This is a genomic window from Gammaproteobacteria bacterium, assembly GCA_016765075.1.
Classification (GTDB): domain Bacteria; phylum Pseudomonadota; class Gammaproteobacteria.
Genome location: JAESQP010000014.1, coordinates 1 through 14,656, shown reverse-complemented (window position 1 = coordinate 14,656; position 14,656 = coordinate 1). Strand labels below are relative to the sequence as shown.

Sequence of the window (14,656 nt, the reverse complement as noted above, 5' to 3'; positions counted from 1 at the left end):
CCCCAATTGTTCCACTATTCAGATGATGGTAGCCTTAAAGCCGATTTATGTTGCGGCGGGCATTGATCGTATTAATGTCTGTACCTATCAGGCTGTTTCCGGTACGGGAAAGGCCGCAATCGATGAGTTGATGGGGCAAAGTTCAGCGGTTATTGCGGGTAAAGATACCCGGGCTGAGGTCTATCCACGGCAGATCGCTTTTAATGTGCTACCCCATATCGATGTTTTCCAGGATAACGGCTATACCAGGGAAGAAATGAAAATGGTCTGGGAAACTAAGAAAATCCTCGAAGATGACGCTATCCGTATTAACCCCACCACTGTTAGGGTGCCTGTGGTCAATGGTCACTCTGAAGCGGTGCACATTGAAACACGTACTAAATTGAGCGCAGAGCAGGCGCGCAAGCTGCTTGAGGCGGCGCCGGGTGTGGTGGTAATAGATGAACGTTGTGATGGTGGTTATCCAACAGCAGCGGTAGAAGGGGCGGGTAGTGACGCCGTCTACGTTGGCCGTATTCGTGATGATATCTCTCACGAACGTGGACTGAATCTTTGGCTGGTTGCTGACAACCTGCGCAAGGGTGCCGCACTCAACAGTGTTCAAATAGCTGAAATTTTGGTAAAAGACTATCTGAACTGATTTCTTTTAGGGAGTTAGGGCTCAGTAGTTTTACCATTGATGCTGTACCGTGTCGCGCTTGTCGCGATAATATGAATTAGCTAAGGTGGAAATAGAGGCGCGCATGTCCAGAAAACTGATAGTAATATTGATTACATGGTTTGTGTTTTATAGCGCACAAACATCGGCTCTGGGTTTGGGTAGTATTGAGTTAAACTCAGGCTTGAACCAACCCTTTGATGCGACAATTAAGCTTGTTGCCAGGAATGAGGCCGAGCTTGAAGGTTTGCGTGTTGGGCTTGCCTCAAACGCCGACTTTGACCGAATTGGCGCCGTGCGGTTGCCGTTTCTCAACGATCTCAAGTTTGAAATTATTAGTCTTGATGGTGTCAAACCCTACATAAAGATAACGTCAAGTCGGCCTGTTCGTGAACCTTTTGTTGATTTTGTACTCGAGGCAAACTGGCCTGCCGGACGTTTATTACGTGAATATACCGTACTACTTGATCCGCCGACGATTACTACGGAACGCGCTGCGCCAATACAAGCACCCACAGTAAATCGCACCCTAAGTACCGCTTCTGCATCAGCGTCTCGTGTTACGGCACCTCGTCGGCAGCAAGAGCCCTCATTGGGCGGCGGTGGCCTTATTGAGCCAACGACGACGGCAAGTGTCGTCAGTACCAGTGATTTGGTTTTTGGCCCTGTTAGCGCTAACGACACGCTGTGGAATATCGCTGACTCAATGCGTCCAAGCGACGACGTATCGGTTCAGCAAATGATGATGGCATTACTAAAAGAAAACCCGGATGCCTTTGGCAATAACAATATCAACAACCTTAAGCGTGGTAAAACATTACGCATCGAAGATCAGTCGGTTATTGCCGAATTAAGTCATCAACAAGCAGTCGCTGAAACCAGTCGTCAATACCAGGATTGGCTAGTTGCCAAGCAAGCACGTCGTGCCGCGCGTGGCCAAGTTGCCAAACAGGAAGCGGTTGCTGTGACTACTGGCGATAGTGCGGCTGGCTCAGAAGATGGTGTTGCACCTGAAGGTGAAGTGCAAGCGGCACTTGAAGGTGGCCTGCGACTGCTAGCGGATGATGCTCTTGAAGACAGTACAACGCAAGGTGGTGTTGCTCAGGTGGGTGGTGTCAGTGACGATATTAGTGAACTTCGTGAAGAGCTTGAACTAACAACTTTCGCTGTTGAAGCTTCGCATGAGCAAAATGCTCAATTGCGTGAGCGTATGACCGAGCTTGAAGAACAGATTATGGCCATGCAGCGAGCGCTGCAATTAAAAGACGATACCCTAACGCAGCTTCAGCAAAAGCTTGCTGAGCCGACTGATGCTGTAATCAGTGATGGCGCCGCTGAGCCCACTGTTGAACCCATTGGCACAGGCGTTATTGAAACATTACAACCTGAGTCGGAGGCAGGGGAGCCTGAAGCAGAGGCAGAAATTATTGGTGAAGTAATAGAGCCTAATGTTGCCACTGTGAATGAGACTGACGCAGTGACAGAAGAGGCGGTTTCTGAAGCAGAAATGATTAAAGATGAAGCTGCGGTATCAGAGTCCGCTAGCCCCCAGGAGAGTACTGAAGCCGATAATACTAGTGCCTCGAACATGATTGATACGGCACTTAAGAATGCTAGCAATATTGCTATCTCAATAAAAGAGAAAGCGACTGGTTTCTTCTCTAATATTTCACTGGATTCAATTAAAGAAGTATTGCAACCTGATGATATTCTTCAGCGCTATAGAGATAACCCGCTTATTTTCCGTATTATCAGTGGCATTATTGCCGTATTAGTTATTCTTGGTCTTATCGTACGCCGTCGTCGGATTGCTGCAAAAGAACAGTTTGAAGAATTTGCTGCACCGCAAATGAATAATGTTGACGACGTTATCGAATCAATCGAGGAAGATACATTTGGTATCGGTGTTGTAGACGGTGAGACAGCCGATGTGCTTGACGAAGCCGATGTTTATATCTCCTATCAGCGTTATGACAAGGCCGAAACACTACTCAAGTATGCTATTGATAATGAGCCGAGTCGTGTTGACCTTAAGGCGAAGTTGCTTGAGGTCTATCATGGCGCAAAGAATATCCCAGCGTTTATTAGCAGTGTTGATGAGTGCCATGTGCTGCTCAGTGAGGATGAGGCCGTATGGTCACAAGTCAATGCAATGGGTTTAGAGTTGGCACCTGAGCATCACCTGTTTAGTGGAGATAGTGCCACTGCTGCTGAATTTGATAAGGTAGAAGGCTTTGATGAGCTGAATGATATCGACGCCAGTGATATTGATAGCAGCGATGTTGGTATAGACGATGACTATGCTGATATTGACTTCGAGATGGACGTGTTGACTGCCGATGGTGATGCTCTGGATAAGGATAAGGATAAGGATGATGGTGATAACGTCTTGCCCCAAGGATACATTGAGAATGAGCAAGCACTTTATGACAAGGTATCAAAAGAGCTAGAAGATGAATTTGGTCTTGAGCTTGATGTCGGTGATGATACTTCCGATGAGGTCGTTGCACCCCGAGGACACGCCGGATTAACGAGCGAAGTATCTGATAAAGTGATCGTTGTAGACGTCGATGGAGAAGCTGGCGCAGAAGAATCCCAAGACTCGGCTTTGCGCCCTCTTGCAGCCCAAGAGTCTGTCCCCGCGAAAGCGGAGGGGTACGTAGAAGAGGAACAGGTAACGCCTAGTATAGAGCCTGTCGTAGAATCCGATGATCAAACTGATACCCGCCCCTTGCTTGAGCGCGCCATGGATGATGCGGCAGCAAATCCTGATGGTACCAATTTTAATGAAAAGTTCGGCTCAACAAATATGGGTGATGGCGTAGGCGAGCCATTAAACACTTATAATCCTGATGACGAAGTTTATGATGCATCACTATTTTCTGGTGTTGATGTTGTTTCAACCAAGCTTGATCTTGCCAAAGCGTATATCGATATGGGTGATGCAGATGGTGCACGCAGTATTCTTGCTGAGGTTGTCGCCGAAGGAGCGGATGATCAGCAAAAAGAAGCTCAGGCGCTTATTGATCAGCTTTAATCTTTTCTTGGTTCCTAGTGTGGGCTAAGCCCCCCGAACAAATTATTATGCACCCGCTAATTCGCGTTGTTTGTCTCTTACTGATAGCGGGTTTTATAGCAAGCGCACATAGTGTATTTTTGTTGATAACCTTATGTATATTGGCGGCGGTATATATTCTTGCGTCGCTATCATTAAAGCAATGCTGGTCTCTTGTTCGGCGTATGCGTTGGTTCTTTCTTTCAATTCTGATTATTTATTTTTGGTTTACGCCAGGCAGGGCTTTTAGCCCTGAATTGGCCAATACGCTTTGGATCCCCAGTGTCGATGGTGTTGAGCAAGGGTTAATAAGAGTTGCTTGCCTTGTGCTGATTATTGCGACCGTCAGTGCTTTGTTACAGTCGACATGCAAAGAGCAATTATTTTCTGCAATCTATAGTCTAATTTCCTGGACACGCCACCTGGGTTTATCACCTGAGCGATTTTCTGTGCGCGTGACGCTAACCCTGGAGGCGCTGACTGCAACCCAGTCAATAATTTCGACGACAAGAGAGCAGCTTGCACCCTCAGGCCAAGAGTCCACCCCCCAAGAACATATGGAGTCATCGCCCAGCACACCGAGTACGCGTGGTGCTAACACTTCATTAGGAATGCTATCGCATTCCCTCAGAGCGCGCATTGCTGGTTTAGCGAAAGTAACGTCTGGCATATTTGTTAAGGTATACGAGAATGCGCAGCAGGCTGAGTTGATTGACGTTGAACTGAATAAAGCTGAGCCAATCAGCTTGTGGCAATGGTTATATCCATTGGCTCTTGTAGGCTTGTATATCGTGTCGTTGGGTGTCTAGCCCGCATTTCTCACCAGGATGACGAGCCCTCGCTTGATCTTTACCCCCGTGTCCTGCACGGGGCAGGCTCCACGAGGGGGTACCGAGGTGATTTTACAGCGACAATCTTCGCTCGGAAATACAGCCTGTACTCCACTGCCTCAGAAAATACACTGTAAAATAATATCTCTTCACGATCATTTCGACCCCTGGTGAGGAATGCGGGCTAGGGTCTGTTACTGGTAGGCTCTAACCTTGTCGCCGCAGGATAATACCTGCCAGCGGTGGTAAGCGCAGCTGAATTGAGTGTTGTCTGCCATTATAGGCCATGTGTTCACTCTGAACCTTATGGTTGCCGACATTGTTACCACTATAATGTGTTGAATCAGAATTGAATATTTCAACATAAGTCCCGCTATCGGGAACGCCAATGCGATAATTTTCTCGCGATATCGGTGTAAAATTAAGTATTACAATAACAAACTCATTATCTGCGCGCCGCACATAAGATAAGACAGAATTCTTGTCGTCATCACAGCTTAGCCACTCAAAACCACAGCCATCAAAATCGTAATAATGCAGTGCCCGGTTATCTCGATAGAGTGCATTAAGATCGGTAATTGTTTTTGTCAAACCGGCATGTTGAGGATAGTCGAGCACATACCAATCAAGCGCACCAGCTTCACCCCACTCTTGGCCTTGACCAAACTCACAGCCCATAAAGAGCAACTTTTTACCGGGGTGGGTGTACATATAGGTGTAGAGTAAACGTAGATTGGCGAATTGCTGCCATTCATCGCCTGGCATTTTATACAGTAGAGATCGCTTGCCATGAACCACTTCATCATGCGACAAGGGCAGGATAAAATTTTCGCTATAGGCATAAAGTTGGCTGAAGGTCAGCGACTGATGATGATAGCTGCGATGCACCGGGTTTTGCTGCATATATTCCAGGGTGTCATTCATCCAGCCCATGTTCCACTTCATACTAAAGCCAAGGCCGCCATCGCTGGTCGGGCGAGACACTTTTGACCATGAAGTCGATTCTTCTGCCATCACCAATGTGCCAGGGTGCAGCGAGTGAGTTATTTCATTGAGTTGACGAATAAAATCGATGGCTTCAAGATTATGGTTGCCGCCATATTTGTTTGGCACCCAGTCACCGTCCTCGCGTGAGTAATCGAGGTAGAGCATCGATGCAACGGCATCAACGCGTAGCCCGTCAAAATGAAATTCTTCTAGCCAAAAGACTGCGCTGGCCAACAAAAAGTTTCTCACCTCATTGCGACCATAATTAAAAATCAGCGTGCCCCAGTCGCGGTGTTCACCACGGCGCGGGTCGGCATGCTCATACAGTGCGCTGCCATCAAAGTGTGCCAGGCCTTCACTGTTTTTGGGGAAATGTCCCGGTACCCAGTCAAGCAAGACGCCGATATTATTGCGATGACAATAGTCGATAAAATAGCGCAGGTCGTCGGGGCTGCCAAAACGACTGGTTGCGGCAAAATAACCGCTCGGTTGATAGCCCCAAGAGGCGTCAAGCGGGTGTTCGGTAATAGGCAATAATTCGATGTGGGTAAAATTACAAGCAAGCGCATGTTTAACTAAGCGATGGGCAAGTTCTCGATAATTCAGAAAGTGATGGTTGTCGTCGCGTTGCCACGAACCTAGATGGACTTCGTAGATCGACATGGGTTGATGTAGCCAATCAGCATGTTGGCGTTGCTCAAGCCAGTCATTATCTTGCCAGTCGAATTGATCTTCTTTGAAAACAATAGAGGCTGTTGCTGGGCGCATTTCTATTTGCTGGGCATAGGGGTCGGTTTTAACTTGTAGCTCGCCACTGTCGCGATTACGAATCTCATAGCGGTAAAATTCTGCTGCGCCCAGTCCAGGGACAAATAATTCCCATAAACCGCTTGCCCCACGCACACGCATCGGATGAGTGCGACCATCCCATTGGTTAAAATCGCCGATGACGCTGACACGCTCGGCGCTGGGCGCCCAGGTGGCGAACAGGACACCTTCAATGCCATCAATGGTTTTTATGTGAGCGCCCAGCAAGCGATAGATATGCCAGTGTTTGCCTTCGCCAAAAAGGTGGATATCGTAATCGGGCAATTGTGTTGCAAAGCTATAAGGGTCGTAGCTCGTTGTTTCGACGCCATCTGAGGCAACAGAAATAAGACGATAATGTGCAGGCAATTGATCATCATTACCATGCCATTCAAATATGTCACTATTGCCGATGCGAGTCATTGCATATTTGCGTGATTCGACATAGACCGCCTTAGTATTGGGTTTGAATGCACGAATGATCGTTGCCGAACCGCTTACATGTTTGCCCAGTACAGTAAAGGGGTCATGGTGACGCGCCTCGACTAAAGATTTAATTTCTTCTATCAATGTAAACATGGGCAAGATTCAGCTTAATTCTCTGCAGCAGAACAATAATGAATTATGACGTATTGTAATAATGTTAGCACAAATAAATAGGCAGATATTTTGTTGCGATTGATGCAAGATTACTTCTTTTTGTTGAGTGGATGTATTACACTAAAACAGTAGAACGTTAATTTATGGCAGTAAGGTTGCGATGTTTATTAGGCAAATACTGGTTCTGAATAAATGATGTCAGAACATTCAGATTCCGGCCGTTTCGTTAGTCGCCTTACTCGTGAGACACTTGCACTTATTCTCGCTGGTGGGCGTGGTTCACGCTTAAAACAACTGACCAGTTGGCGTGCAAAACCGGCCGTGCCCTTTGGCGGCAAGTTTAAGATTATCGATTTCCCCCTTTCAAATTGTATTAACTCGGGTATCCGTCGGGTTGAGATTATGACGCAGTACAAGGCGCATTCGCTGATTCGTCATATTCAGCAAGGGTGGAGCTTTTTACGTGCCGAGCTCAATGAGTTTATTGAATTGTTGCCAGCGCAGCAGCGTATTGCAACCTCTTGGTACTCAGGCACTGCTGATGCCGTTTATCAGAACTTGGATATTATCAAAGGTCATAAGCCAAGTTATGTGCTCGTCTTAGCTGGCGATCATGTTTATAAAATGGATTATGGGCCGATGATTGCCTACCACGTTGCGCAAGAGGCCGATTTGACGATAGGCTGCATCGAAGTTCCTATTGAAGAAGCTAAAGCATTTGGCGTGCTGGGCGTTGATGATGATCAACGTATTCGGCGCTTTATCGAAAAGCCGTCACAGCCAGACTGTGTCCCTGGGCAGACAGATAAATCGTTGGTATCGATGGGAATTTATATTTTTAATGCCGATTTTTTATATGAGCAGCTTTATCGTGATGCTTATGCTGCTGATTCGAGCCATGATTTTGGTAAAGACATTATTCCTGACGTGATTGAACGCTATCGCGTGATGAGCTATCCGTTTCGCGATGGAGTGGGAGGCCAGGCTTACTGGCGCGATGTGGGTACGGTAGATTCGTTTTGGCAGGCTAATCTCGAGCTGATTGGTATTACACCCGATCTCAATCTCTATGATGATGAATGGCCGATTTGGACTTATCAATCACAGTCGCCACCAGCAAAATTTATTTTTGATGATGATGACAGGCGCGGCATGGCGGTTGATTCCATGGTATCTGGCGGGTGCATTGTTTCTGGTGCCTCAATAAAACATTCATTATTATTTTCTGATGTTACGGTGCTTTCCTATAGCTCACTTGCAGATTGTGTTGTGCTACCTGATGTTGAGATAGGCGAGAGTTGCCGTCTACGCAAAGTTGTTATTGATTCTGATTGTGTCATTCCGCCAGGCACTAATATTGGGTATGATACGAAAGCCGATGCGGAAACATATTATGTATCACCAGGTGGCGTTACTCTCGTCACCCCTGATATGTTGACTTAAGAGGCACCGCTATGGAAGGGGGGCAGAATAAGATCAGCGTTGTGCTCTATTGGCATATGCATCAGCCTGATTATCGCGACCCTGATGATGGTCATTACCATCTGCCCTGGACCTATTTACACACCATAAAAGACTATGTTGATATGGTGGCCTTAATTGAAGAGAATCCTCAAGCGAAGGCAGTTATTAATTTTGTACCGACCTTGTTGGAGCAGATCGACGACTATGCCCACCAGGTTTTTGATTTCATCAATGACGGTAAACCAATAAGAGACAGCTTGTTAGCTGCTCTCGCTGAAGGGCGATTTCCTGAAGCTAGCGCAGCACGTTTAGAACTGGCAAAAACATGCCTGCGCGCCAATGAAATGCGAATGATCGAGCCCTTTAAAGATTATCATGATCTGGCTAAATTGGTACATCAGCTGGAAGCTGCGCCACATCAATTTATGTATCTTAATGATCAGTTCCTTATTGATTTATTGGTCTGGTATCACATTGTTTGGTTAGGTGCGACAGTCCGGCGTGGCAATGAAAAAATTGATCGCTTAGTGAAAAAAGGCCGTGATTTTAATGCTGAGGATCGACGTGAATTAATCACTATTATCCACGACCTGATTTGGCATGTTATTGGCCGTTATAAAAAACTGTCAAAAACGGGTCAAATTGAGTTATCGATGACGCCTTATGCGCATCCAATCACCCCATTATTATTGGATATCAACAGCGCCAAAGAGGCGATTCATGACGTTGAGCTACCGCAAGCAGAAACTTATTCTGGTGGTGAGGCGCGTGCGCGCTGGCATATAGAAGAAGGCTTTAAATCTTTCAAAAAATTCTTTGGCATTAAGCCAAAAGGCTGTTGGCCGGCAGAGGGTGGTATTAGCACTGCGACGGTTCGTTTATTATCAGAATATGACGTTACCTGGTGTGCCAGTGGTGAAGGCGTTCTGCGCAATAGCCTTAAGGCATCGGGTCATCCTGATAGTGATAGGCCGAGTGTATTTTCCCAGCCTTGTCATGTTGATGGTGTCACAAATACTGCTATATTTTTTCGTGATGATGATTTATCTGACCGTATCGGTTTTACCTATTCAGATTGGCATGCGGATGATGCAGTAGGCGATTTTATTCATCGTATTGAGAATATTGCCGCACAACAGCATCGCCACGGTGAATCAGTGCTGGTGCCTGTTATTCTTGACGGTGAAAATGCCTGGGAGCATTACCCTGAAAATGGTTATTATTTTTTAAGCACACTGTATAAAAAACTGATTGAACATCCCGATATCGAGCTCACAACATTTTCTGAGTATCTCGATAATAAGCCGGCTATTACCGAGTTAGACAAAATGGTGGCAGGCAGTTGGGTATATGGTTCATTTTCAACCTGGATAGGGGGTAAGGCAAAAAATTCCGCATGGGATTTGTTGTGCGATGCCAAGTTGGCGGTCGATGAATATATGCAAACAACTGAGCCCGACTCAGAGCAGCGTTATCGGGTTGAGCGGCAATTAGCCATTTGTGAAGGGTCAGATTGGTGTTGGTGGTTTGGTGACTATAACCCTGGTGATAGCGTCAGTGATTTCGATGTGCTTTACCGTCTGCATCTAAAACGACTTTATCAATTGATCGATGTAACACCACCCGCCGAATTAGAGACAGTGATTAGCAGTGGCGGTGGTGATGCTGAAGGCGGTGGCGCCATGCGACGTGGCGGCGCTGGCGAAGGTGAGTGACAGTAGTTCAGGTCAACAACGCCATGCGGGAGTTCTTCTGCACCCTACGTCCTTGCCTGAGTTTGCCAATATCGGTTGTTTGGGGCAGCATGCTTATCGTTTTGTTGATTTTCTTGCAAGCTGTGGTCAGCAGTTATGGCAAATGTTGCCTGTGGGGGCAACGCATAGTGATGGTTCCCCTTACCAACCACTTTCTGCCTATGCCGGTAATAGCCGTTTTATCGATCTCCATGCCTTAAAAGATCAAGGTTGGTTATCACAAATTGATGGTGATTTGTCGCATCAATCTCAACTTGATACGGCTTTTAACGTGTTTTATGCTTCTTTGTCTGGTGCCGATGAAGTGGCATTTCGGGCATTTATCGATCAGGAAAAGTACTGGTTACGTGATTTCGCTTTATTTTGTGTTATTCGCGATATGCAGGCAGGAACAAGCTGGCTTGATTGGCCAGAGTCGCTACGTGATCACGATGAATTTTACTTGAACGAGCTTGAATCTTCGCAGCAAAAGAAACTTGATGCTGTTTTTTTTCAGCAGTATATATTTTCCCAACAATGGAAAAAGCTAAAAGTTTACGCGAACCAGAAGAACATCCAACTGTTTGGTGACATGCCTATATTTGTTGCCCTTGATAGTGCTGAAGTCTGGGCGCAGCGGCAGTATTTTGATGTCGATGAATCGGGTTGTCCGCGTTTTGTCGCTGGTGTGCCGCCGGATTATTTTTCCGCAACCGGACAACGTTGGGGTAACCCTCATTATAACTGGGCAGTCATGCAAGAGCAGGGTTTTGATTGGTGGCTTAAACGTTGTCAGCATGATTTAAAGCGATTCGATTTGATACGCATTGATCATTTTCGCGGTTTTGAAGCCTATTGGAAAATACCGACTGAATGCGATACGGCTATTGATGGTTTTTGGGAAAAAGCCCCCGGACAAGCATTATTCACCGTACTATGCGAACACTTCCCTGATGCCCCCTTTGTTGCTGAAGACTTAGGTCTGATTACAGATGAAGTGATCGCATTAAGAAAGCAGTTTGGTTTACCTGGAATGGCTGTGTTGCAATTTGCTTTTGATGGACAAGATGATAATCCGCATTTGCCTGATAATTACGAGAATTTATCAGTCGCTTATACCGGCACTCATGATAATGATACCAGCCTTGGCTGGATTCAATCACTTGATGAGCATGGTAGACACAGACTTGCCGAGCATATTGATATCGAGTGTAAAGATTTGCCGTGGCCGATGATTCGAGCAGTATTAGAATCACGCGCTGCGATGGCAATCATTCCATTACAAGATATTTTAATGCTCGATAGCTCGCATCGCATGAACACACCAGGGACAACAGAAGGTAATTGGCAGTGGGGCTTTGAATGGTCACTATTGACGCAGACACTATGTGCTAAATTGCTGCATGCAACATGTCATAGCGGTCGCCTCTTAGTAGTAAAATAAGAGGGTAGTAAAATAAGAGGGTAGTAAAATAAGAGGCGACGAGAACTGCATCAAGTTAATATTGATGCAGTTCTAATCACAACAAATAGTTACACCCAACGCATGTAGCCGATCTCGAATTGGTGAGCAAATAATGGATGGTATGGGTATATGCGCAGCTTATAAAATTGCAATCCTGGTAGGTCAGGCGTTAGTTCAATTGAAAAGATGGTTTCGTCTGCTATTGTGCTGTCGGGGTGTAAGGTATGATGAGAGTGTGTCTGAAATATTTTTTGCTCATTTTCAGTGCCAATCACACACTCGACGATAACATCATTGTCTTTCAGGCCATTAAGGTTAGCTGCGACTCGAATAGTTAAGGTGTCTCCGGCGTTAATGCGCGTTGTCGGGGTGTCAAGACGGCGAATACTGACTTTATTCCAGCTAGTACTGACCATTTTTTTCCACTCGGCAAGTTGTTTGGCCGATTTATATTTATCACCCAGCAATTTATTTGAATGTTTTATGGCAGGGCCATAAAACTGGGTAGCATAATCTAACACCATACGCTGCGCATTGAACCGAGGCAGCGTTGTTTTCATCGATTCTTTGGATTTTTTGATCCAGGCGTTAGAGTAACCATGGCCACCTCGACGATAGTAGAGAGGTACGATTTCGTGTTCAATCAAATCCAATAGCTCGTTAGCTTCCATGGTGTCACGATATTCGTGATCGAATTCAGCGCCATGAGGCGTGATAGACCAACCATTGGTGCCGTTGTAGCCTTCACCCCACCAGCCATCGGGTACGCTACAGTTGATAACGCCATTAAGGCCGGCTTTTTCGCCCGAGGTGCCGCTGGCCTCCATCGGGTATTCCGGTGTGTTTAGCCAGACATCCACTCCGGTGACCAGGCGTCGACCTAAGGCTAAATCATAATTCTCTATTAGCAATAATTTGCCCTGGAAGCGTGGCTCTTTTGACATCTGGTGTATTTGGCGTATCAGTGCCTGGCCAGGTAAATCATTGGGATGGGCTTTACCCGCAAATAAGAACAGAATAGGACGCTCGGAATCGTTGACAATCCGCGCCAACCGATCAGGGTCTTTTAATAACAGGTTTGCGCGTTTATACGTAGCAAAGCGACGGGCAAAGCCAAAGGTGAGAATATCACCATGTTTATCTTCCAGTATTGACATAACGCGCTGAATGGTTGATTCGCTTTCTCCATTGCGTCTGCTCTGTTTTTCATAGCGTCTTCCGACTGCGTCAAACAGTTCGGCTTTCAGTAAGCGTCGTACATTCCAGTAACTGTGATCGGGTATCTCGTCGATAACATTCCAGAACTCAGGGTCAGTCACTTGATTGCGCCAATCTCCGCCAAAACGCATATCAAACAGGTTGATCCATTCGCTAGCGAGAAAGGTATAGATGTGAACACCGTTGGTGACATAACTAATGGGGTTTTCAGTAGGCGGGATCTGTGGCCAGACATAGCCTTGCATTTCCGATGCAACACCACCATGAATACGACTGACACCGTTGTGAAAACGCGAGCCGCGTAGTGCCAGAGCAGTTTGGTTGAAGCCGCCTTGGCTGCTTGGGCTAGAGCCCAGGTTTATAAACTCTGCTTTGTCGACCTTTAGCGATTCAATATATTGACCAAGATGAGAATTAATCAAGTCTTCGCTAAAAACATCATGGCCAGCAGGGACGGGGGTATGGGTGGTAAAAACGGTAGCGGCAGCGACGAGTTCGAGTGCTGTATTGAAGTTGCAGCCCTGTTCAACATATTCTCGGCAGCGTTCAATAATTTGAAATGCGGCGTGTCCTTCATTGATGTGCCATACCGTTGGTGCTAGACCAAGCGCACGTATGGCTTTGACACCGCCAATACCTAAAACAATTTCTTGCTGAATACGTGTACTGATATCACCGCCATAAAGTCGACAGGTGATTTGGCGATCATCAATGCTATTTTGCGATAGATCAGTATCGAGCAGGTAGAGAGTAATTAAGCCTGCACGTACTTGCCAAACCTTTACTTCGACATCACGGCCAGCAATGTCAACGGTAATACTCAGTTCTTTACTGCTATTTGATATAAGAGCAGGCGTTACTGGCAGGTCTTCAAAGTTTGTCCGCACATTGTGCGCGATCTGATTACCATGGTTGTCGATAGTTTGGCTAAAGTAGCCTTGACGATAAAGCAAGCCGACAGCGACAAAGGGCATACCCAGGTCACTTGCTGCTTTACAATGATCGCCAGCGAGAATGCCAAGGCCACCAGAGTAGATAGGCAGGCTCTCATGAAAGCCAAATTCGGCGCAAAAATAGGCGACCAGATCTTTATTGGGTGTAATGTTGGCTTTAATATCCGGCTCGTTACGTGGCGCCTTAAAGTACGAATCAAACACAGACAAGACACGATGGTAGTCTTCAATAAAGACACGATCTTGGCTCGCTTCATCTAATCGTTGTTGTGCTACTCGGCGTAAAAAAGTTTTAGGGTTATGGCCGCATTGTCGCCAAAGGTTATTGTCGAGCCTGAAAAACAGGCGTCTTACCCCACGGTCCCAGCTATAGAGAAGGTCATTTGCTAGCTCTTCCAGTCGCGCGATATTTTGCGGGATGATAGGTTGGACTTCTAAGGAAAAGCGCGTTAATTCAGTCATGCTTGTTATCTCTTTGCGTTGTTATTATTAAAAGCGGGTAGTATACGCTCGCCATTGGCACACATTTCAATCAGTTATGCTGCTCTTAGAGCGAAGCCAATGCTCCGACAAGGTATTATCGGCAGCTATTTAGAAATGTTATAAGAAAATGCTTGTCTGGAGGAAATTGGCCAGTCAAGCTAGTGCAGTGTCTCATACTGAATGCAGAGAGAGAAAGCCAGTAAACAGACAAGGATCAGGCGCGGCCCGCCGGAAAGGGTGGTTCCCTTTTCAAGGACTGCGCCCCGCAGGAAGTGCCCTTGGGGTGCAACGCAGTCATTGTCTGTTTACTGGCCTCCCTTCGGGCGTAACGAGAAAGGCATCTGCGGCGTTGCGTTCTCTTGAGATAGCACCACTATCCCTACGAGAACGCGCCTTGCATCTG

At 46.4% G+C, this 14,656-nt stretch carries 8 protein-coding genes; 6 read left to right on the top strand and 2 right to left on the bottom strand.

Translation table 11 applies throughout. The annotated features are described in order from the left end of the window. The 3 genes from JKY90_00860 to JKY90_00850 all read left to right on the top strand — a co-directional run. The coding region (locus tag JKY90_00860) for an aspartate-semialdehyde dehydrogenase (protein MBL4850823.1) at window positions 1–640 on the top strand (640 nt) is incomplete at its 5' end. 103 nt (window positions 641–743) lie between these two features. Beyond that, a complete protein-coding gene (locus tag JKY90_00855) occupies window positions 744–3,695 on the top strand; it encodes a hypothetical protein (GenBank protein MBL4850822.1) in 2,952 nt (983 codons plus the stop codon). 47 nt (window positions 3,696–3,742) lie between these two features. Next, complete coding sequence (locus tag JKY90_00850; GenBank protein MBL4850821.1) at window positions 3,743–4,522, top strand: hypothetical protein; 780 nt, start codon at window positions 3,743–3,745, stop codon at window positions 4,520–4,522. Window positions 4,523–4,750: 228 nt separating this feature from the next. Here JKY90_00850 and glgB read toward each other — a convergent pair whose 3' ends face one another. Continuing rightward, entirely contained in the window at window positions 4,751–6,916 is a 2,166-nt protein-coding gene (glgB, locus tag JKY90_00845) for a 1,4-alpha-glucan branching protein GlgB (GenBank protein MBL4850820.1), read from the bottom strand. Between the two features lie 216 nt (window positions 6,917–7,132). On the opposite strand from glgB, the gene glgC reads away from it, so the two are divergent. From glgC to malQ, 3 genes are read left to right on the top strand one after another with little or no spacing between them, the layout of a single operon-like run. Beyond that, a complete protein-coding gene (glgC, locus tag JKY90_00840; protein MBL4850819.1) occupies window positions 7,133–8,380 on the top strand; it encodes a glucose-1-phosphate adenylyltransferase in 1,248 nt (415 codons plus the stop codon). A 56-nt stretch (window positions 8,381–8,436) separates the two neighbouring features. After that, complete coding sequence (locus JKY90_00835) at window positions 8,437–10,116, top strand: glycoside hydrolase (GenBank protein ID MBL4850818.1); 1,680 nt, start codon at window positions 8,437–8,439, stop codon at window positions 10,114–10,116. After that, a complete protein-coding gene (gene malQ, locus JKY90_00830) occupies window positions 10,064–11,578 on the top strand; it encodes a 4-alpha-glucanotransferase (protein ID MBL4850817.1) in 1,515 nt (504 codons plus the stop codon). Before JKY90_00835 ends, malQ begins: the two co-directional genes overlap by 53 nt. A gap of 89 nt (window positions 11,579–11,667) precedes the next feature. On the opposite strand, the gene glgP is transcribed toward malQ, so the two are convergent. Beyond that, window positions 11,668–14,232: an alpha-glucan family phosphorylase gene (gene glgP / locus JKY90_00825; GenBank protein MBL4850816.1), complete on the bottom strand. Its 2,565-nt coding sequence runs from the start codon at window positions 14,230–14,232 to the stop codon at window positions 11,668–11,670. Between the last annotated feature and the right edge of the window lie 424 nt (window positions 14,233–14,656).

Coding starts and splice junctions, on each gene's coding strand:
- JKY90_00855 (MBL4850822.1), top strand. CDS start 744: ATGTCCAGAAAACTGATAGTAATATTGATTACATGGTTTGTGTTTTAT.
- JKY90_00850 (MBL4850821.1), top strand. CDS start 3,743: ATGCACCCGCTAATTCGCGTTGTTTGTCTCTTACTGATAGCGGGTTTT.
- glgB (MBL4850820.1), bottom strand. CDS start 6,916: ATGTTTACATTGATAGAAGAAATTAAATCTTTAGTCGAGGCGCGTCAC.
- glgC (MBL4850819.1), top strand. CDS start 7,133: ATGTCAGAACATTCAGATTCCGGCCGTTTCGTTAGTCGCCTTACTCGT.
- JKY90_00835 (MBL4850818.1), top strand. CDS start 8,437: ATGCATCAGCCTGATTATCGCGACCCTGATGATGGTCATTACCATCTG.
- malQ (MBL4850817.1), top strand. CDS start 10,064: ATGCTGAAGGCGGTGGCGCCATGCGACGTGGCGGCGCTGGCGAAGGTG.
- glgP (MBL4850816.1), bottom strand. CDS start 14,232: ATGACTGAATTAACGCGCTTTTCCTTAGAAGTCCAACCTATCATCCCG.